Source organism: Burkholderia sp. Nafp2/4-1b (assembly GCF_003635165.1).
In the GTDB taxonomy this organism is placed as follows: domain Bacteria; phylum Pseudomonadota; class Gammaproteobacteria; order Burkholderiales; family Burkholderiaceae; genus Burkholderia.
On the sequence record NZ_ML058597.1, the window covers coordinates 858,939 to 878,507 of the forward strand.

The following is a 19,569-nucleotide window of genomic DNA, read 5'->3' on the forward strand; positions in this document are numbered from 1 at the left end:
GCGGCGCGCGGCGTCGGACAGTGGAGCGTGGCGTGTCTAACAGCTTAGGATGTAATCCGCAGGAACACACATAACGATGGCCAACGATGTTGGACCGACATCGATGCGTGAACACGTATGTCTGTTTTTTGCAAAACCTGCGGGTGGACCCGGTGATCGCCGCCGAGCGCACGTGCTATCTTGAATGTGTCCTGCCGTGCCCACGCCCGTGCCCGCCGCAAGCCGGCATGGCTCGGCCGCGACCGGACACCCGGCAACGGCTGCGCTCCGCCTTCGGCACTCATCCGACGGCGCACCCTGGGGGGCTGAATATGTGGCGAATACTCTTGCCCGCATGCCTGTTTGCGTCGATCACGGTGGCGTCGAGCACCTGCTCCGGCGCGGACCTGCATCCTGTTGCAGCACCGCGGGGCACTTCCGCGCACGCGCGGTCGGTCGAGCCGCATCGCGTCGCGCTCGTGATCGGCAACGGTGCATATCGCGACCATCCGCTCGCCAATCCCGTTCATGACGCCGATGCGATGGGCAATGCGCTGCAGGCGCTCGGCTTCGACGTCATCACGTTGCGCAACGCGACCCGGCAGCAAATGCTCGACGGACTTGCCGCGTTCGAGCACCGCATCGCGGGCAGCGGCACCGGGCTGGTCTATTTCGCAGGCCACGGCGCCAACGTCGGTGGAACGACATGGCTTGCGCCGGTCGACGCCGACGTCGGCTCAGCGGCCGGCCTGTCGCGAACGGGGGTCGACCTGCAGACCGTGTTCAATGCGACGGCGTCGCAGCCGCACCGCGACCGCATCGATCTGATCGTTCTGGATTCCTGCCTGATCGCGCTCGCCGGCGCCGGCAACGTGGCAGCCCGCAAGCCGCCGCCGCATACGCTCGTCGCCTACGCGACAGCGCCTGGCGAAGGCGCGGCCGACGGCGCAACGCATGGCGTATACACGGCAGCGCTGCTGCAGACGCTCGCGGTGCCGGGGCTCGGTGTCGCACAGGTGTTCGACCGTGCAGGCGCGATGGTCGAAAGCGTCACCGGGCATCGGCAGGTGCCGTGGATCGCGTCTTCCCTTGCCGATACGGCAGCGACGCTTGGGTTCAGCGGGCCGCGTCGCACCGGAGCCGGCACGGAACAGCGATCCGACGTGCTGGCCGATGTCGGCGCCGTCACGCTCGATAGCCGTGGCGTGATGCCGAAAGACAGTACCGAACAGTACGAAATCACGTTCTGGGAGTCGATCAAGGACAGCAAGGATGCGGGCGACTACGAAGCCTATCTGAAGACCTACCCGAACGGCCGCTTCGCGCAGTTGGCGCAGGCGCGTCTCGCACGACTGCGCGCGGCCGCGCCGAAAGCGCCAGCGGCGTCCGCGGCATCCGCACCCGCGCAGACGGCGAGCCCCGCACCGGCCCCTGCCCCTGCCCCCGTTCCGACGCCGGCGCCGGCGCACGCGCTGCCGCCGGCATCGGCATCGGCGTCGGCGTCGGCGTCGGCACAGCCTGCGCACACGCCTGGCTCACCGACGAAGGCACCGCCTCCCGCCGCGGCGGCGGCCCCCTCGGCAGCGCCGCAGAAAGGCGGTGCGACGACCACCGGTGAATTCCGCGATTGCCCTGCATGCCCTGCGATGCTGACGGTCAGCCCCGGGGCCTTCGCGATGGGCAGCAATTCGGGCGACCCATCGGAAAAACCTGCGCATCGCGTGACGCTCGATCATTCTTTCGCGCTCGCCAAATATGTGGTGACGGTCGCGCAATGGAACGCGTGCCGCGATGCGGGTGCGTGTCCGCGCCTGTCCAGCGACAGCAATGCGGCACCGAACGCGCCTGCGCGCGACCTGAGCTGGGACGATGCGCAGCTGTACGTGAAGTGGCTGTCTAAAATAACCGGCAAGCCTTACCGGTTGCCGACCGAGGCCGAATGGGAATTCGCGGCCCGTGGCGGCACCGCGACGCGCTACTGGTGGGGCAACGAGATGCGGCCGGGCAACGCCAACTGCAAGGATTGCGGTTCACCGTGGCACGCCGATGCACCGGATAACGTCGGCTCGTTCGCGGCCAATCCGCTCGGCTTCTACGACATGGCGGGCGGCGTATGGGAATGGGTCAGCGATTGCTGGCACGCGTCGTACAGGAATGCGCCTGCCGACGGCCGCTCATGGGACGAGCCGAATTGCCAGGTACGCGTCATCCGCGGCGGCTCGTGGCGTGATGGTGCAGGCTACATGCCCGTGTCGACACGCTTCAAGTACGACAGCAGCGTACGTTATTCGGCAAACGGGTTTCGCGTGGCCCGGGACGTGAAGTAGATCGATTTCGAGGCGATCTACGCATCCGCGCTGAGCAAGGTGCCGCCGTCACCGCCGTTTTCTGGATCATCAAGATCCTGTCGACGACCGTCGGCGAGACCGGCGCCGACTATCTGGCCGTGCGCGCCGGCCTCGGCGTGCCGGTTACCGACGCGTTGATGGCCGCGCTGCTCGTCGGCGCGCTCGTGCAGCAGTGCCGCGCCAAAGCCAGTCGGTCGCACATGAAACGCGAGAGGCGCGCTCCACACGCGCCTCTTGTACCGCATGACGCTGCGATCGTATTGCCGTACACCGGTTGACCGCGGTCGATGTATCGGCAGACGAATGCGCGCGATATCGATGCGGCAGCGTATGACGTGCAGCCTGTGATCAACCGAGCGGCACCACGCTCCCGAGCAGGATCCGCACGAGCGTCGCCTGCCGCGTCACGCCCGTCTTCGAGAAGATCGCACGCAGGTGCGTGCGTGCCGTGTTCTTGCTGATCCCCGATTCTTCGGCGGCTTCCTCGAGCGTGAGCCCATTCGTCAGCAGCAGCGCGAGCGACGTCTCGGCCGGCGTCAGGTCGAACAGCTTGCGGATGATTTCCTGCGCGCCCTGCGGCTTGCGGTCGGGATCGCGCAGGAACAGCGTGACGGCCGGCCGGCGCTTGTTGTCCTCCGACCAGTCGGACAGCAGCACGGTGCGCACCAGCAGCCCGAGGCGCGGCTTGTCGAAACCGCGCGTGATCGGCATCGCCTCGACGATCGCCGCGGCCGTGCCGTGATGCCCCATCACCGCATGACGGATCAGCCGCTTGAGCGTGCGGTTCTCCTGCGCATCGGTCGCCTCGATCGTGCCGCGCGCAATCGTCAGACCGTTGTTCTGCTTCAGGATCTCGTCGGCGACGCTGTTCGTGTCGATGATCGTGCCGTTCTCGTCGAGCGTGATCGTGCCGATCTGCATCCGGTTGATCGCGTTCGCGTAGATGGACCGCTCGACCTCGGCCGTATCGAGCCGCGAATGCAGCTCGACCGCGCGCTTCAGGTGCGGCAGCAGCAGTGCGCAAATCGCCTTGTCGCGCGCGGAGAACTGCTTCGACGCATGGTTGCGGCACACGCGGAACCGGCATTCGACGCCCGACGGCGCGCGCAGGTCCGCGCCGAGGATGTAGCGCACGTCCTGCGGCTTCAGGAACTGCTTGTAAAGTTCGCTCGACAGCCAGCCCGTATCGCCGAACACGTCGTCGACCGTCACCACGCGATCGGCCGGCAGGCCGACGAACGGGTCGAGCGAATAGTAGTAGTTGTTGTACGACGCCTCGCCGTCACCCGGCACGACCGGCCCGAACTCCGACGCATGCACGGACAGCGGCGCGCGACGGTCGCTCGCGGCCGCGCGCAGGATCAGCGTCACGTAATTGGCCTGCAGCAACCGGCGAACCATCTCGAGCGCGCCCGCCCACGGCGGCGTCTCCATCGGTCCCTGGTAGATGCGCGCCATCAGCTCGCTGAAATCCGCGACGCCGATGTCGGCCTCCTCGCTCGTTGACTGGCTCTCTTGCGGAGCCCATCTCGTCTCCATCAGCACGCTCCATCCTCCATGCAACACGTTGTCGGTGCGATTCATCCGCGCCGCCATGATTAAGACCTGTCTTAATTCCGGCGTCATCGGGACATTCACTGAATGGTGAGCTTTGAGCATCCGGGCGCGCGAACCATCGTCCGATCGGATGATGTGACGGCCGGCCTGCTGCGCTGGAATGCCCGTCAGGCCGTGCCGACAAGCGTCCGGCGCGGGCTCAGGGAAAACCGCGACGCGGGTTTACCTGATTCAGACCGCATCCGATTCAGACAGGAGTTCCAATGCCGCTCGACCCTCAGGCGCAGGCGCTGCTCGCCGCGCTCGCCCAGGCGCCCGCGATCGATTTCGATCAACTGACCATTGCCGCGTACCGCGCGAGCCTCGCCGGAGGCAGCGCCTTCGCGCCGGGCGACGCGATCGCGGCCGAAGAGGACTGGCAGATCCCCGCACCGGCGCGCGATCTGTCCGCACGACTGTATCGGCCCGATGCCGACGGCCCGTTGCCGCTGACCGTGTTTTTCCACGGCGGCGGCTTCGTCGCGTGCGGGATCGACTCGCACGCGAACCTGTGCCGCAGCCTCGCCCGACGGGCGCGCACGCTCGTGCTGTCGGTCGATTACCGGCTCGCGCCCGAAGCGCGCTTCCCGGCGGCCGCACAGGATGCGTGCGATGCCGTGCGCTGGGCCGCCGCCAGTGCGCGCGACCTCGGGGCGCGCGCCGGCGCGATCGCCGTGGCCGGCGACAGCGCGGGCGGCAACCTGGCCGCGGTCGCCGCGCTGCAGTTGCGCGGTTCGGGCATCGCGATCGCGCATCAGTTGCTGCTGTATCCGGTCGTCGATTGCGCGACCGAACATCCGTCGTACGAATCGCTCGGCGACGGCTATTTCCTGACGGCGGACGCGATGCGCTGGTTCAAGCGCCAGTATTTCGACGACGGCGCCGACCGCGCGTCGCCGCTCGCGAGCCCGCTCGCCGTGGCCGATCTGTCGGGCACGGCGCCGGCCACGATCGTCAGCGCCGAGTTCGACCCGCTGCGCGACGAGGCCGAGGCATATGCGTTGCGGCTCGCGCAGGCCGGCACGCCGGTATCGCTCGTGCGCTGGCCGGGGCAACTGCACGGCTTCGCGAGCATGCTCGGCGCGGTCGACGCGGCCGACCGCGTGCTCACGTTCGGCGCCGACGCGCTGCGTCGCGCGTTCGACGCGACGGAGGCGCAATGACGCTCGCCAGTACACCGGAAATCGTCGACGAGCTGCGGGCGGGGCGGATGGTCCTGCTCGTCGACGAAGAGGATCGCGAAAACGAAGGCGACCTCGTGATCGCGGCCGACCATGTGACGCCCGAAGCAATCAACTTCATGGCGCGCTTCGGACGCGGGCTGATCTGCCTGACACTCACCGCCGAGCGCTGCGAACATCTGAAGCTGCCGCCGATGGCCGATCAGAACGGCACGCCGTTCGGCACCGCGTTCACCGTCAGCATCGAGGCGGCCGAAGGCGTGACGACCGGCATTTCGGCGGCCGATCGTGCGCACACGATCCGTGCGGCGGTTCGCTCGGGAGCGCGCCCCGACGACCTCGTGCAGCCCGGCCATGTATTTCCGATCGCCGCGCGCCCGGGCGGCGTGCTGGTGCGCGCGGGGCACACGGAGGCCGGCTGCGATCTGGCGGCGCTCGCCGGGCTCACGCCCGCGTCGGTCATCTGCGAGGTGATGAACGACGACGGCACGATGGCGCGGCTGCCCGAGCTGAAGACTTTCGCCGCGCATCACGGATTGAAGATCGGCACGATCGCGGACCTGATCCACTACCGCCGAGAGCACGAATCGCTCGTCGAACGCGTCGGCGAACGGCCGCTGCATACGCCGTGGGGCCGGTTCCGCGCGATCGAGTATCGCGACACCGTGCACGGCGCGCCGCACCTCGCGCTGGTGCGCGGCGAGCCCGATCCCGCGACGCCCGTGCTGACGCGCGTGCACGAATGCCATTCGCTGCTCGACCTGCTCGACGCGGAACCGTCCGCGCATTCGTGGCCGCTGCACGCGGCGCTGCAGCGGATCGACGCGGCCGGCTGCGGCGTCGCGGTGCTGCTCGACTGCGACATGCGCGGCGACGCGATGCGAACGCCGGCCGGCGCCGCGCGCCGCGACGGCCGCGTGACGGGGATCGGATCGCAAATCCTCCGCGAGCTCGGCGTGCGGCGGCTGAACGTGCTGTCGAGCCCGTTCCGGCTGCCCGCGCTGTCGGGCCACGACCTGGAAATCATGGCGTTCATCCCGCTCGGCGACGACGATCCGGAAAGCGCGCGCACCGCGCCGGCAAGCACGGTGCGCGCGGCGTGATGCAGCGCTGACGGGCGCGCATCACCCGTGCTCGTGCCGGTTCAAGATCGCCCGTTTGACAGGCTATCGTTTGTTTTCATTAAATACAGCCTTGGGTTTGTATTTTGACGATACATACCATAGACTGTATTTTTCGATTACAAGCGATCGCCTGTCATTTCGCGGAGCGCCCATGGCATTTCCTGTCCAGACCTTGAGCCAGTTGCGTCCGATCCTCGTCGGCTTCCGGAAGTCGGCGGGGCTCACGCAGGCGCAACTCGCCGCCCGCCTCGGCGTGACACAGCAGTCATACGCGCAGCTCGAGGCGAATCCGTCCGCGGTCAGCATCGAGCGGCTCTTCAAGGTGCTGAACGTGCTCGGCGTTCGCCTGACGCTGGAGCCCGGTACGCCGAACGATGCACCGTCGCCGGACGACACCGCGCCCGCACCCGCGCCGAAGCGGGCGACCGCTGCACGCGCACGCTCGACCGGGTCATCCGGTCCGTCCGGGTCATCCGATACACCCGTGCGCCCACCGGCCGCCGCGAAGGCGCAATCCGCCGCCGCGCGCAAGCGGCCTGCCGCGGCGACACCCGGCAAGCCGCGGAACACCACGCGGGAGGACTGGTGACGATGGCCCGCCGCCCACGCCACGATCGCCTCGACCTGTGGATGAACGGCATCGCGGTCGGCTACTGGGAAGTCCGGCGCGGCGTCGAGCGCCTCGTCTATCTGCCGGCATGGATCGACGATCCGCAGGGGCGTCCGCTGTCGCTGTCGTTGCCGTTCACGCCCGGCAACCAGCCGCATCAGGGCGCGATCGTGGCCGACTATTTCGACAACCTGCTGCCGGACAGCCAGCCGATCCGCCGCCGGATCGCGCAGCGCTACCGGCTCGGGTCGACCGCGCCGTTCGAGTTGCTCGCGTCGATCGGCCGCGATTGCGTCGGCGCGCTGCAACTGCTGCCGCCCGACGAGACGCCGGTCGACCTCCAGGCGATCGACGGCACCGCGCTCGACGACACAGCCGTGGCCGACGTGCTGCGCCACGCGACCGCCGCGCCGCTGCCCGGCCATGCGGAGCCGGATGGCGAGCTGCGCCTGTCGATCGCCGGCGCGCAGGAAAAGACCGCGTTGCTGCGCCACCGCAACCGCTGGCTGCTGCCGTCGGGCAGCACGCCGACCACCCATATCTTCAAGCTGCCGCTCGGGCGCGTCGGCAACATGCAGGCCGACATGCGCACGTCCGTCGAGAACGAATGGCTGTGCTCGAAGATCGTCGCCGCGTACGGCCTGCCGGTCGCCGCGTGCGACATCGGCCGGTTCGACGACCAGAAGGCGCTGATCGTCGAGCGCTTCGACCGCCGCCCGTCCCGCGACGGCACGTGGATCCTGCGGCTGCCGCAGGAGGACATGTGCCAGGCGACCGGCACGCCGTCGGGCGCGAAATACGAATCCGACGGCGGCCCGGGCATCGCGACGATCATGGGCATCCTCGCGAATTCCGCCGATGCCGCGCAGGACCGCAGCAACTTCTTCGTCACGCAACTCGTGTTCTGGGTGCTCGCGGCCATCGACGGCCATGCGAAGAACTTCAGCATCGCGCATCTGCCGGGCAATACGTATCGCAGCACGCCGCTGTACGACGTGCTGTCCGCGCATCCGATCATCGGCACGCGACGCAACCAGCTGTCGCCGCGGCGCGCGCGGCTCGCGATGGCCGTGTGCGGAAAGAACCGCCATTACGTGATCGGCGACATCCAGCCGCGGCACTGGATCGCACAAGGCGCGCGCGTCGGGCTGACCGAAGAGAACGTGCGCGCGGCCATGGCCGACGTGGCTGCACGCACCGAACCGGCGATCGCCGACGTCTCCTCGCGCATTCCAGCCGATTTTCCGGCCGATGTGGCCGACGCGATCTTCGACGGGATGCGCCGCCACGCACGCAAGCTGGGCGCGGCCGGCTAGGTGCGACCGGCCAGGTGCGGCCGGCCAGGCGCAGCGTGCGCTGCCGCGCTTGCCGGCAGCGGGTCACCCACGCGGACGATGCGCGCCAGCCCCGGCTGCGCACAATGGTCGCCGTACCCATCCCCGACGCCCGCCCGACATGGAACCCGCCGCCCTCGATACCGCGTTCAGCCCGCTGCAGATCGGCCCGCTGACGCTGCGCAACCGCCTGATCAAGTCCGCGACCAACGAAGGGATGACGCCGAACGGCGTGCCGTCGCGCGCGCTCGTCGGGTTTCATGAGCGCATCGCCGAAGGCGGCGCCGCGCTCACGACCGTCGCATACTGCGCGATCAGCGACGACGGCCGCACGTTCGTCGACCAGGCACGGCTCGATGCGCGGACGGTCCGGCAATTCCGCCCGCTGACCGACGCGGTGCATCGTCACGGCGCGGCCGCGTCCGCGCAGATCACGCACGGCGGCTGCTTCACGTTCCTGCCGTCGCTGTCGACGAAACGACCGTTGAGCGCGTCCGGCGGCTTCAACAAGGTGGGCGTGATGAGCGGCCGCTTCCTGAAGCAGGCGATGACGCGCGAGCAGATGACCGCCATCGCCGACGAATTCGCACGGGCCGCCCGGCATGCGCGCGACGCGGGCTTCGACGCGGTCGAGATCCACATGGGGCACGGCTACCTGCTGAGCCAGTTCCTGTCGCCGCTGTACAACCGTCGGCGCGATGCGTACGGCGGCGATGCGGCACGCCGCGCGGCGTTCCCTGTCGAGGTGCTGCGCCGCGTGCTGGATGCGGTCGGCCGCGATCTCGCCGTGGTCTGCAAGATCGGCGTGACCGAAGGCGTGCGCGGCGGCGGCACCGCCGACGACGCATGCGAGATCGCGCGACAGCTCGAAGCCGAAGGCGCGCACCTGCTCGTGCTGAGCGGCGGGATGAACGTCGAGTCGGTGTGGCAGCTGTTCGGCAGCCCGCTGCCCGGCGATGCGCGCGCGAACGCCGATAACGCGATCGTGCGTGCGGCAATGGCGCTGCAGAAGCTCACCGAGCCGAAGATGGGCGCGTTTCGCGAGATGTATTTTCTCGAGCAATCGAAGCAGGTGCGCGCGGCCGTCCGGATGCCGCTCGCCTATCTCGGCGGCGTGCGTTCGCGCGAGAACGTCGCGCTGGCGATGCGCGAAGGCTTCGACGCGGTCGCGCTCGCCCGCGCGCTCGTGTTCGAGCCCGGCTTCGTGAACGGCCTGCGCGACGGCCGGGTCGCGCAGTCGGGCTGCACGTCGTGCAACCGCTGCGTCGTATCGATGTACACGCCCGGCGGCACCGCATGCGTGCTCAACGCGCCGAACGATCCGGCGCCGAACCGCGTGCCGGCTGCGGGCGCGTGACGCAGCGCGGCGCCGCTTCCGCAATGGCGGCGGTCGTGACGACCGCGGGCGCCCGGCTGCTGCGGGCGCTGCTCAGCCCGCGTCGCGGGCGCGGGCCAGCGCCGCGAGGTTCCCTTCGCCGAACCCGTGGTGCCCCTGCCGCTGCACGATCTCGAAGAAGATTTCACCGGGCCGGCGCTTGACGAAGGTCTGGAAGAACAGGCGCGGTACGCCGTCGCTGCCGATTTCCCCGTCGACCAGCACCGAGCGGCGGCGCAGCGCATCGAGATCGACACCATGCCCGGGCAGCCGCGCATCGACTTCATCGTAATAGCGCGCCGGCGGCTCGATGAACTCGACGCCGTTCGCACGCAGCGCATCAACGCTCGCGAGGATGTCGTCAGTCGACAGCGCGACGTGCTGGACGCCTTCGCCCGGATGGTCCGGCAGATACGCGTGCATCAGCTCGGTGCGCCGCGTGCCTTCCTCGTAGACCGGAATCCGCACTGCGCCGCACGGCGACACCATCACGCGCGATTCTTCCGACACATGCCAGTGCGCGTCGATTTCATGGATCTCGCGGAAGTGCAGCAGGTCGTGGTAGAAGTCGAGCCACTCGCGCATGCGCCCCGCGCCGACCGTCTGCGTGAAGTGGTCGACCTGCTGCAGGCCCGTGCCCACGCAGTCGAGATCGGTATGCGCGGTCGCGATGTCGATCGGCCGGAAATCGATGTCGAAGATCGAGATGTCGCCGACGCCGCCGCGCTGGCCGTCCCGGCCGCGCCACCGATCGATGAAATAGAGGTGCGAATCGCCGATGCCCTGGATCGCGGGAATCTTCAGCTCGCCGACGCCGATCCGCTCGCCCTCGAACGCCCACGCGCCGAGTTCGATCGCGCGCTCGAACGCGCGCCGCGCGCTGGCCACGCGCAACCCGATCGCGCACACGCCCATCCCGTATTCCTCCGCGTAGCGCGCCGCGAACGAATCGGGCTCGGCGTTGATCAGGAACTGCATCTGCCCTTGCCGGTACAGCGTGACGTTCTTGCTGACATGGCGCGCAATCGCCTTGAACCCGAGCTGCTCGAAGCGTTGCGCGAGCGCGTCCGGCACCGGCGCCGCGAACTCGACGAATTCAAGTCCGGCCATCCCGAGCGGATTGGCGGCCGGATCGGCAACGGGCGGCGTATCGCTGGACAGGGTGTGGGAATTGCCGGGCATTGCAGTCTCCGGGGGCATGTGGTCGATGGGGATGACGCCCGGCGCGTGCGGCACGCCCGGCCGATCGTGTGGCCAGACAGCCGCCCGGTTCGGGCGAGGTTTTGATGGTCCCGATTTTAACCAGATCGTTCACGGCGGCACACCCTGGCCGAACGGGATATTGGCAGCGCGATGGGTGCAAAGCCCGAAAGCGTTCGATGATCGCACACAATAGAACGATAATCGCGCACTTTGGCCGATCGGATAATTGCCGCGGCGGAGCGCCCACCCTATTCTCCGTTCACCTTCCGACTTCAATACACCATCGGACGCGGCGCCGCCACGATTCCACGATGCGCCGTGCCCGCGGCGTGCGGATCGGCTACGGCGTCGGGCTCGTGCTCGCGACAGGAATCGTGTAGATCCGGGCCCCGGTCGTCCAACGTCAAACACGGTCAATCCCGCGCGCAGAAGCCCCTTTTCCCCTCTGAACATTCCACGCCGGCCGCCGACCAATGGCATCATATGGGCCTACGTCAGTCACCGAATACGCCCCATATCATGTCGAATCTCATCGTCCACGGCGGCACTCCGCTGCGCGGGGACATCAAGCCGTCCGCGAACAAGAACGCCGTCCTGCCGATCCTGTGCGCCACCCTGTTGACCGCGCAGCCGCTGCGCCTCGTCGGCGTGCCGGACATCACCGACGTGCGCAAGATCCTCGACATCTTCCGCACCCTCGGCAGCGACGTGTCGGTCGACTTCACGACGGGCATTCTCGATCTCCACCACCGCAACACGACGTTCGACCCGGCCGTTCATCGCCTGCCCGAGGCGATGCGCTCGTCGATCATGCTGATTCCGCCGCTGCTCGCGCGCTTCGGCGTCGCGCGTCTCGAGAACGACGTGAAGGGCTGCACGCTCGGCGTGCGCGAAATCGATCCGCACGTCGAGGTGTTCGAGCGCTTCGGCGCCCACATCGAGCGCACGCCCGATTCGCTGATCGTGCGGGCCGACGGCCCGCTGACGGCGAACGACCACTGGCTCGACTACGCATCGGTCACGACCACCGAGAACTTCGCGCTGTGCGCCACCGCGGCGAGCGGCACGTCGACGCTGATGAACGCGGCGTCCGAGCCGCACGTGCAGGAGTTCTGCCAGTTCCTCGCGATGATCGGCGTCGCGATCGAGGGCATCGGCACGTCGCGCCTGTGCGTGACGGGCGGCGGCAAGCTCGGCGGCGGCGAATTCCGTTTCGCCGAGGATTTTCACGAAATCGCGACATTCCTCGCGCTCGGCGCGATCACGGGCGGCGACATCACGGTGCGCAACTCGTCGCCGGAGCATTTCCCGCTGATCGACCGCACGTTCGCGAAGTTCGGCGTGAACGTCACGCATCGCGACGGCTGGTCCCGCGCGGAACGCGACGGCCCGCTGCGCGTGCGCCGGCCGTTCACGCAGAACATCCTGACCAAGGTCGAAGCCGCGCCGTGGCCGTACCTGCCGGTCGACCTGCTGCCGATCTTCATCGCGCTCGGCGTGCGCGCGGAAGGCAGCGCGATGTTCTGGAACAAGGTGTACGACGGTGCGCTCGGCTGGTCCGGCGAACTGTCGAAGTTCGGCGCGCACGTGCTGTTGTCGGATCCGCACCGGTTGATCACGTTCGGCGGGCTGCAGCTGACGCCGGCTCGCGTCGAGAGCCCGTACATCATTCGCGTCGCGATCGCGCTGCTGATGGTGGCCGCGAGCATCGAAGGCCGCTCGGAAATCATGAATGCGCTGCCGATCCGCCGCGCGCACCCGCATTTCGTCGAAAACCTGCGTTCGGTCGGTGCGAACGTCGAGTGGACCAGCAGCGAATAAGGTTCATACGGATGCGGCGCGCGTAGCGGTCGCCGCCGCATCCGGCCCCTTCGCTTTTTATGCCGTGTTGGCCGCTTCGATGCGCGGCCGCGAGCAGCGTTCGGCCATCGGCTGCCAACTGCTCACATCAGCACACCGCGTGCTGCTTCATTCCTCCTCCCCGCAGTCAACGCCAGCCCGATGATGCGTCGTCGAAACATCTCGTCGCGTGGCCCGACGGCTTCTCCGCTCGCGGAAAAGCCAGATTCTGACCAGTCCAATTGCCGAAACGTGAGCCCGGCCATAGGCTGCTTTCCTGACCGGCGGATACCGCCCAAAAAACGCGCACCCGCGCTCCAGCAGGAACATGCACCGCCTATGGAACCCCGCTTCACCCTGGCGCAGATGCGCGACGTCTGGATCGATGCGTATCGTCACGCAGACGTCGAACAACTCGATTTCGTCGCAAGCCCGCACTTCTTTGTCCAGCACGAAGCTCGCATTCGCACGAAGGCGCAATTTCTTGCGCGAATGCGCGTCGTAGCGGCCGAGCGCGCGTCGGACAGATTCAACGTGTCATACCGGGACGAAACCGTGCAGATTGTCACGCGCGGGCAATGGGCGACGATAACGGGCATTGGGTCGGTCTTGATCAACCAGGCAATCGATTCCCGGTTCGATTTCATCGAGCAGTGGTGCGTGATCGACGCGCGATGGCGTATTGCCGCGCTCTGCCATGAACACAGGGTAAGCTGGACCGCGCCACTGCTGCGCTTCAGCGATTGACTGGGCCGACTCAATCCGGCTCGTTCGCGTCGTTCCGACTGAACCTGAAATCGCCCGGCAGCTTGCCTCTGAAACGCCTCAACGGCAGCAGAAGCGCTTCCGGGCTCGCGTCGCGCCCCCCGGCCAAAGCGTCGGCACGGTGAACGACGATTTCGACTTCGTCGCCTTCACGCAGCCCCAGTTCGTCGACCAGACCGGCCGGAAGGCGTACGGCCAGGCTACTCCCCCACTTTACAACCTGCATACGACCTCCTTGAATCGACGTCGCCGACTCTAAATCTGCGTGACCCAACCGGCAAGGATGGCAGAGCACGGGATCTCTCCCCTTACCCCCACAACTCGCGCGATAATCGCCCACTCCCGATCGAACACCGCCCACCCCGACGATGAAAAAGCCCGAACTCGACCGACGCGACTGGATTGCCGGCCTCGAAAAAGGCCTGATGATCCTCGAAGCGTTCGACAGCCAGCACGCGCGGATGACGCCCACCCAAGCCGCCGCCCGCACCGGTCTCACGCGCACGGCCGCGCGGCGCTATCTGCTGACGCTGGAGTCGCTCGGCTACGTCTATACCGACGGCAAGCTGTACGGCCTCACGCCGCGCGTATTGCGGGTCGGCTGGTCGTACTTCGATTCCGCGCGCCTGCCGCGCACGGTCCAGCCGTATCTGCAGCAACTGAGCGCGTCGCTGAACGAATCCGCGTACGTGAGCGTGCTCGACGGCTGGGACCTGGTGTTCATTGCCCGCAACGGCGTGTCGCGCGTGATGACGACCGGCTTCGTGCTGGGCGCGCGCGTGCCGGCCCCGCTGACGTCGCCGGGCGTCGTGCTGCTTGCGCATCATCCGGATCGCGAGGCCGTCCGCAAATGGCTCGATGACACCGAACTCGCGCCGTTCACGCCGCACACGATCATCAACAAGGCACGCCTGCTCGAACAAGTCGACCACGCACGGGAAGCGGGTTTCGCCGTGATCGAGCAGCAATTGCAGGTCGGCGTGCGCGGCGTCGCAGTGCCGCTGAAGAATCGCCACGGCGAAGTCGTCGCCGCGTTGAGCACGAACATGCCGATCGGCGCGGAAACGACGGACGCGGCCCTGCGGCGCGTGCTGCCGCATCTGCAGGAAGCCGCGCTCGCGATGCTCAACGTGCTGTAGCCGCAGGCACGCCGCGCGGGCGCCACGCCACCGTCATCCGATCCGCCACCACCGTGGCAAAAGATCGCGCACCTCCCGCCGCCGATAACGATCGTCGATCAGATGCACGACGCCTTCGTCATCCTCGGTGCGGATCACGCGCCCGGCCGCCTGCACGACCTTCTGCAAGCCCGGATACAGATACATGTAGTCGTATCCGTTGCCGAAGCGCGCATCCATCGCGCGCCGCATCTGCTCGTTGACGTCGTTGACCTGCGGCAGCCCCAGCGTCGCGATGAACGCGCCGATCAGCCGCTCGCCGACCAGATCCACGCCTTCCGAAAACGCGCCGCCCAGCACCGCGAAGCCGACGCCGCGGCCGCCCGCATCGAAGCGCGCGAGAAACGCGTCGCGCTCGCTTTCGGCCATGCCGGGCGCCTGGGCCCACACGGGCACGTCCGGATGACGGGTCTGCATCAGCGCGACGACGCGCCCGAGATAGTCGAAGCTGCTGAGAAAACCGAGGTAGTTGCCGGGCCGCGTCGCATATTGCGCGGCGATCAGGTCCGCGATCGGTTCGAGCGAACGATCGCGGTCGCGCCAGCGCGTCGACACGTGGCTCGCGACGCGCACGGTCAGCTGCTCGGCGCGAAACGGCCCGTCGACGTCGAGCCAGCCGGTGTCGGCCGGCAGCCCGAGCGTGTCCCGATAGAAATGAAACGGGCTCAGCGTGCCGGAAAACAGCACGGTCGCGCGCGCGGCTTCGTAGCGCGGCGCGAGAAAGCCGGCCGGAATCACGTTGCGCACGCACAGCGTCGACTGGATGCGGCACCGGCGCCTGGCCGGCGCGACACCGTCGAGCCCCGACTCGCGCGGCAGCGGCTCGCCGTGCAGCGTCGCGTCGAAGATCGATGCGCTGTCGAATGCATCGGCGAGCACGCCGAACTGGATCGCCTCGAAATGAAAGCGCAGCAGCGCATCGCCGTTTGCCCGCGGGGCATCGGTCAGGTGTTCGCCGATCGCGGCGACGAGGTTCTGCACCGCCGATACGATCGGGCCCGGAATCTCCGGGTACGCCGCATAGCGCTCGGCCTGGGCGCGATTGACGGTGCCCCACGCGCGCGCGAGCCGGTCGAACGCCTTGCGCAGCGCCGCGGGCGCCGCTTCGCGCGCGGCCGCGAACGCGAACGGGTCGAGCGATGCGCTGTACATCTTGCGTGCGCGATCGAGCAGATTGTGCGCCTCGTCGACGAGCACGCCGACGCGCCACTGGTTCTGCTGTGCGAGCGTATGCAGCATCGCGCTGCCGTCGTAGTAGTAGTTGTAGTCGCCGATCACCATGTCCGACCAGCGCGCGAGCTCTTGCGACAGGTAGTACGGACACACGTCGTGCGCGAGCGCAGCCGCACGCACGGTGTTGCGGTCGAGCAGGCCGGCGCCGATCGCCGCATCGCGCGCGGCCGGCAGCCGGTCGTAGAAGCCCTTCGCGAGCGGGCACGATTCGCCGTGGCACGCATTGTCCGGATGCTCGCACGCCTTGTCGCGCGCGACGAGTTCGAGCACGCGCAGCGGCAGCGCCGGCGTGCCGGCACCGAGCGTGGTGGCCGCTTCGAGCGCGAGCGCACGGCCGGGCGTCTTTGCCGTCAGGAAGAACACGTGATCGAGTTCGCCTTCGCCGCACGCCTTCAGCAGCGGGAATACCGTGCCGAGCGTCTTGCCGATACCGGTCGGCGCCTGGGCCATCAGGCAGCGCTCGTCGCGCGCCGCCCGATAGACGGATACCGCGAGCTCGCGCTGACCGCTGCGGAACTGCCCGTGCGGAAACGTCAGCGCACGCAGCGCCGCATCGCGATCCGCGCGATGGGCGGTCTCGCGCTCGGCCCAGCCGACGAAGCATGCGCACTGCTCGGCGAAGAACGCCGCGAGCGTGCCCGCATCGAGCGTTTCCGTCAGCACGGTCTCGCGCTCGGACACGATGTCGAAATACACGAGCGCGACGTCGATTTCCTTGAGGTCGCGCGCGTCGCACATCAGGTGCGCATAGACTTTCGCCTGCGCCCAGTGCAGCGCGCGGTGATTGGCCGGCATCGCGTCGAGATTGCCGCGATAGGTCTTGATTTCCTCGAGACGGTTCGCGACCGGATCGTAGCCGTCGGCGCGCCCGCGCACGGTCAGCGCGCCCCACGTGCCGGTCAGCGCGATCTCGGTTTCATAGCGCGCGCCGCGCTTCGACGTGACGGCGCCGTGGCCGGCGATGCCTTCGAGCGCGGTCGGTGCGGGCGTGAAGCGCAGGTCGAGATCGCCGCGTCGCGCGGTGAACTCGCACATCGCCCGCACCGCGACGACATAGCTCATGCGGACAGCCCCGCCGCTTCGGCCTGCTCGACGGCGGCGAGCGCGCCCGTCCATTCGACATCGACGACGCGCACCGGCAAGCCGTGCGCGACACAGTACGCGAGCCAGCGCGTCTGGTTGTCCTGCAGCCGGTCGCCGGGGCCCTTCACCTCGATCAGCTCGTAGCGTCGCTCGGCGGGCCAGAACCGGACGAGATCGGGCAACCCCGACCGATTGCCGCGGATATCCGCGAGCAGGCGCGTGAACCACAGCCGCAGGTGTTCGGGCGGCAGGCAGGCCAGCGCCTCGTCGAGCAGTTCGTCGGTCAGCACGCCCCAGAACACGAACGGCGATTGCAGCCCCGTCTTCGTCGCGTAGTGCCGGCGTATCGTGTCGCGGTATGCGCCGGAGTCGAGCTGCGCGAAGCAGGCGGCGAATGCATCGGTGCGGCGCAACGCGAAATCGGGTGCATGGAGGTCGGCCGGGCCGCGCTGGAACGGGTGAAAGAACGCGCCGGGCACGGCCGCGAACACGGGCTCCCAGCACAACAGCCCGAACAGCGAATTGATCAGCGTGTTCTCGACGTAATGCACCGGCGCGCCGGGTTGCGCAAGATGGTCGCGCACCGCGAATTCGACGCTGACGAATGCTTCAGGGCGCGCGAGCACGAGCGTTTCGCGCGGCGCGCCAGGCGCTGCGGCCGCACGTTCGACCCGCTGCCCGAGCCGGCGCTGCAGGCGCGGCAGCATCCGCTCGACGCGCTGGCGCTCCTCGTCGCTTTCGAAGCCGCCGCGCGCGTCGAGCGCCAGTGCGAGCGCATCTTCGTCGCGTCCGCAGCGCTCGAGCACGCGAATGCGCCGATGGCGGCTGCCCGGCCACGCGCTGCGCGCATACGCGTCGAGCGCGGCGGCCCAGTCGGCGCGGCGCTCGCAGGTCTGCCCGAGCGCGAACAGCAGCTTGGCGCGGCGCGTCGCGAGCCACGGCTGCGCGCAGCCAACCGCGTCGATCGCCGAGAGCAGCTCGTCGAACGGCAGATCGTCGGGCCATGCGTCGAGTGCTTCGCGGCAGGTCTGCAGCGCGAGATACGCATCGACGTCGTCGCGCTGCTGGAACGCGCGCGACGACGGCGCGAACGGCACGCTTTCGTACTGGAACACGCCGAGATCGGCGAGCACGAATTCGCTCCAGTCCTGATGCAGATTGCCGAAGAACATCAGCCGCAGCCGGTCGCACAGCGCGCCGACCATCACGCGCAATACGCGATCGTCGGCCTCTGCGCACCATGCGTCGAACGGTTGCGCCGCGTCGTGCGCGGGCCGCAGCCGTTCGAGCCAGTCGGGCTTGCGCTCGCCCGCATGCGCGGCGAGCGCCGGAAACACCGTCAGCAGCTCGGCCTTGGTCGACAACGCGAACAGCTCGTCGAGCGTGAGTGCCGGCGCCGGATCGACCCAGCCGAGCGCGACGAGCGGCGCGGCCGCATCGAGCGTGCTGCCGATTTCGTCGTACACGAGCTTGCTCGCGCGGAAATCGGTGCCGCTGCGCATCAGCATCCGCACGAGCAACGCGCGCGACGCTTTCGGCAGTTGCGCGAAATGACCGAGAAACGCGTGTTCGTGCGCGTCGAGCAGGTCGTCGTAACGCTCGCCGAGCCAGGCCAGCGCGCGTTCGAAGTTGGTCAGGTAGTAAAACGCCGGGGGCGTCGGCGATGCAGGCGTCACGGGGATCGATCACTGTACGTTTGTACAGGTTCGAATCATATCAAATGTGACGAAACATGCAGCCCCGCCGGCCACGATCCGGTCAGAACTGGTAGTTCACCGACATGTCGAACACGCCGTTCGTCGACTGCTGCGTGATCGGGCTGCGCCGCGCGCGGCCGACGAGTTGCTCGATCGCGCCGTCCATCGTCACGAACCAGTGCTTGTTGACGAACCAGACCATCGTCACGCCAGCGCCGTACGACTTCATCCCGGCACTCGCCGAATAGGTCGGCAGCCCGGAGCGTGCGGACGCGCCCGAATTCACGCCGAACCAGCTGTTCATGTAGCGCGAATCGGCGAACGACACGGTCGGCCCGGCGAACCAGAAGAAGTGTTCGTTGCTGCCCGGCAGCGGCATGTACGCGGAGAAATCGCCGACCCAGCCGTTCGAGCCGCCGATGCTGCGCCGCACGTCCGCGCGCAGCACGAGCGGGAAGTCTTTCGAGATCACGTAATCGGCCGCGAGCTTCATCACGGGCGCCGCGTTGATGTTGTCGAGCCCGTTGAGGTGGCCGAGATCGTCGGCCGAGCGGCGTCCGAGGTCATAGCCGACCGACATGCTCACGCGCCAGTTCGGCCCGCGCAGCACGTTTGCGCCAAGGCCTTCGCCCGTCGACAGGAAGAACAGGTCGCGGTAGCGCACGTCGAAATTCGGGCCGCCCATCACGCGATAGCGGTCGGAACCCGCGTAGCGCGGCTGCAGCGTCATCGCCGCGCCCACGCTGACCTGCCACGTCGGCACCGTCGGATCGAACAGTTTCTGCAGCGGGACACCGGCCGAGTATTGCCATTCGCCGAGCGGCGAAGGTGTCTGGGCCGACGCGTCGCGGGCACCGGCGGCCGCCAGTGCAGCGAAGGCAGACAGGCCGGACACGAAGCGGCGAGTGCCGGGCGACAGCAACGGGCGAGCAACGGTCATCAAGATGGTCTCCGTCGGTTGCGCGAAACGAACCTGAAGGAAAGCGCATGGCGCTGATCGGCTGCAACGGCACGCAGCCGACAG

At 68.1% G+C, this 19,569-nt stretch carries 15 protein-coding genes and 1 pseudogene; 10 read left to right on the forward strand and 6 right to left on the reverse strand.

The genetic code is table 11. The features are described from left to right. Window positions 1-311 precede the first annotated feature (311 nt). Window positions 312-2,306 carry an SUMF1/EgtB/PvdO family nonheme iron enzyme gene (locus C7H84_RS03960; protein ID WP_121857507.1) on the forward strand — a complete coding sequence of 665 codons (1,995 nt, stop codon included), beginning with the start codon at window positions 312-314 and terminating at the stop codon, window positions 2,304-2,306. Window positions 2,307-2,329: 23 nt separating this feature from the next. Continuing rightward, a pseudogene (locus tag C7H84_RS03965) lies at window positions 2,330-2,515 on the forward strand (hypothetical protein); the annotation flags it as partial. A 160-nt stretch (window positions 2,516-2,675) separates the two neighbouring features. Here C7H84_RS03965 and C7H84_RS03970 read toward each other — a convergent pair. Next, the gene (locus C7H84_RS03970) at window positions 2,676-3,866 is read right to left on the reverse strand and encodes a helix-turn-helix transcriptional regulator (RefSeq protein ID WP_121857906.1); all 1,191 of its coding nucleotides are present in this window, start codon (window positions 3,864-3,866) and stop codon (window positions 2,676-2,678) included. 281 nt (window positions 3,867-4,147) lie between these two features. Between C7H84_RS03970 and C7H84_RS03975 the strand changes: the two genes are divergently transcribed. The 5 genes from C7H84_RS03975 (at window position 4,148) to C7H84_RS03995 (ending at window position 9,529) form a co-directional block, all read left to right on the forward strand. Continuing rightward, window positions 4,148-5,086: an alpha/beta hydrolase gene (locus tag C7H84_RS03975; RefSeq protein WP_121857508.1), complete on the forward strand. Its 939-nt coding sequence runs from the start codon at window positions 4,148-4,150 to the stop codon at window positions 5,084-5,086. Then, window positions 5,083-6,207 (forward strand): bifunctional 3,4-dihydroxy-2-butanone-4-phosphate synthase/GTP cyclohydrolase II, encoded by a 1,125-nt coding sequence (gene ribBA / locus C7H84_RS03980; RefSeq protein ID WP_121857509.1) that lies wholly within the window; start codon window positions 5,083-5,085, stop codon window positions 6,205-6,207. The genes C7H84_RS03975 and ribBA overlap by 4 nt, the downstream gene beginning before the upstream one ends. Before the next feature lie 172 nt (window positions 6,208-6,379). Then, window positions 6,380-6,817 (forward strand): helix-turn-helix transcriptional regulator, encoded by a 438-nt coding sequence (locus tag C7H84_RS03985; RefSeq protein ID WP_121857510.1) that lies wholly within the window; start codon window positions 6,380-6,382, stop codon window positions 6,815-6,817. Between the two features lie 2 nt (window positions 6,818-6,819). Then, window positions 6,820-8,154 carry a type II toxin-antitoxin system HipA family toxin gene (locus C7H84_RS03990; RefSeq protein WP_121857511.1) on the forward strand — a complete coding sequence of 445 codons (1,335 nt, stop codon included), beginning with the start codon at window positions 6,820-6,822 and terminating at the stop codon, window positions 8,152-8,154. Between the two features lie 139 nt (window positions 8,155-8,293). Continuing rightward, window positions 8,294-9,529, forward strand: a complete 1,236-nt coding sequence (locus C7H84_RS03995; RefSeq protein ID WP_121857512.1) for an NADH:flavin oxidoreductase — start codon at window positions 8,294-8,296, stop codon at window positions 9,527-9,529. A gap of 72 nt (window positions 9,530-9,601) precedes the next feature. Here C7H84_RS03995 and C7H84_RS04000 read toward each other — a convergent pair whose 3' ends face one another. Then, window positions 9,602-10,729, reverse strand: coding sequence for a VOC family protein (locus C7H84_RS04000; protein WP_121857513.1), 1,128 nt, complete (start codon window positions 10,727-10,729; stop codon window positions 9,602-9,604). Window positions 10,730-11,269: 540 nt separating this feature from the next. Here C7H84_RS04000 and C7H84_RS04005 point away from each other — a divergent pair. Together C7H84_RS04005 and C7H84_RS04010 are read left to right on the forward strand one after the other, a co-directional pair. Further along, window positions 11,270-12,571, forward strand: coding sequence for a UDP-N-acetylglucosamine 1-carboxyvinyltransferase (locus C7H84_RS04005; RefSeq protein ID WP_121857514.1), 1,302 nt, complete (start codon window positions 11,270-11,272; stop codon window positions 12,569-12,571). Between the two features lie 357 nt (window positions 12,572-12,928). Continuing rightward, window positions 12,929-13,336, forward strand: coding sequence for a DUF4440 domain-containing protein (locus tag C7H84_RS04010; protein WP_121857515.1), 408 nt, complete (start codon window positions 12,929-12,931; stop codon window positions 13,334-13,336). Between the two features lie 10 nt (window positions 13,337-13,346). Here the strand turns inward: C7H84_RS04010 and C7H84_RS04015 are convergent, their stop codons facing one another. Then, window positions 13,347-13,580: an AbrB/MazE/SpoVT family DNA-binding domain-containing protein gene (locus C7H84_RS04015; protein WP_121857516.1), complete on the reverse strand. Its 234-nt coding sequence runs from the start codon at window positions 13,578-13,580 to the stop codon at window positions 13,347-13,349. 142 nt (window positions 13,581-13,722) lie between these two features. Here C7H84_RS04015 and C7H84_RS04020 point away from each other — a divergent pair, with 142 nt between their 5' ends. Then, window positions 13,723-14,493 (forward strand): IclR family transcriptional regulator C-terminal domain-containing protein, encoded by a 771-nt coding sequence (locus C7H84_RS04020; protein WP_121857517.1) that lies wholly within the window; start codon window positions 13,723-13,725, stop codon window positions 14,491-14,493. Between the two features lie 33 nt (window positions 14,494-14,526). Here C7H84_RS04020 and C7H84_RS04025 read toward each other — a convergent pair whose 3' ends face one another. The 3 genes from C7H84_RS04025 to C7H84_RS04035 form a co-directional block, all read right to left on the reverse strand. After that, window positions 14,527-16,827, reverse strand: a complete 2,301-nt coding sequence (locus C7H84_RS04025; RefSeq protein ID WP_121857518.1) for an ATP-dependent DNA helicase — start codon at window positions 16,825-16,827, stop codon at window positions 14,527-14,529. Next, window positions 16,824-18,524: a VRR-NUC domain-containing protein gene (locus tag C7H84_RS04030; RefSeq protein WP_121857519.1), complete on the reverse strand. Its 1,701-nt coding sequence runs from the start codon at window positions 18,522-18,524 to the stop codon at window positions 16,824-16,826. Before C7H84_RS04030 ends, C7H84_RS04025 begins: the two co-directional genes overlap by 4 nt. 82 nt (window positions 18,525-18,606) lie before the next feature. Further along, complete coding sequence (locus tag C7H84_RS04035; RefSeq protein ID WP_121857520.1) at window positions 18,607-19,485, reverse strand: MipA/OmpV family protein; 879 nt, start codon at window positions 19,483-19,485, stop codon at window positions 18,607-18,609. Window positions 19,486-19,569: the final 84 nt, after the last annotated feature.

Coding starts and splice junctions, on each gene's coding strand:
- C7H84_RS03960 (WP_121857507.1), top strand. CDS start 312: ATGTGGCGAATACTCTTGCCCGCATGCCTGTTTGCGTCGATCACGGTG.
- C7H84_RS03970 (WP_121857906.1), bottom strand. CDS start 3,866: ATGGAGACGAGATGGGCTCCGCAAGAGAGCCAGTCAACGAGCGAGGAG.
- C7H84_RS03975 (WP_121857508.1), top strand. CDS start 4,148: ATGCCGCTCGACCCTCAGGCGCAGGCGCTGCTCGCCGCGCTCGCCCAG.
- ribBA (WP_121857509.1), top strand. CDS start 5,083: ATGACGCTCGCCAGTACACCGGAAATCGTCGACGAGCTGCGGGCGGGG.
- C7H84_RS03985 (WP_121857510.1), top strand. CDS start 6,380: ATGGCATTTCCTGTCCAGACCTTGAGCCAGTTGCGTCCGATCCTCGTC.
- C7H84_RS03990 (WP_121857511.1), top strand. CDS start 6,820: ATGGCCCGCCGCCCACGCCACGATCGCCTCGACCTGTGGATGAACGGC.
- C7H84_RS03995 (WP_121857512.1), top strand. CDS start 8,294: ATGGAACCCGCCGCCCTCGATACCGCGTTCAGCCCGCTGCAGATCGGC.
- C7H84_RS04000 (WP_121857513.1), bottom strand. CDS start 10,729: ATGCCCGGCAATTCCCACACCCTGTCCAGCGATACGCCGCCCGTTGCC.
- C7H84_RS04005 (WP_121857514.1), top strand. CDS start 11,270: ATGTCGAATCTCATCGTCCACGGCGGCACTCCGCTGCGCGGGGACATC.
- C7H84_RS04010 (WP_121857515.1), top strand. CDS start 12,929: ATGGAACCCCGCTTCACCCTGGCGCAGATGCGCGACGTCTGGATCGAT.
- C7H84_RS04015 (WP_121857516.1), bottom strand. CDS start 13,580: ATGCAGGTTGTAAAGTGGGGGAGTAGCCTGGCCGTACGCCTTCCGGCC.
- C7H84_RS04020 (WP_121857517.1), top strand. CDS start 13,723: ATGAAAAAGCCCGAACTCGACCGACGCGACTGGATTGCCGGCCTCGAA.
- C7H84_RS04025 (WP_121857518.1), bottom strand. CDS start 16,827: ATGAGCTATGTCGTCGCGGTGCGGGCGATGTGCGAGTTCACCGCGCGA.
- C7H84_RS04035 (WP_121857520.1), bottom strand. CDS start 19,485: ATGACCGTTGCTCGCCCGTTGCTGTCGCCCGGCACTCGCCGCTTCGTG.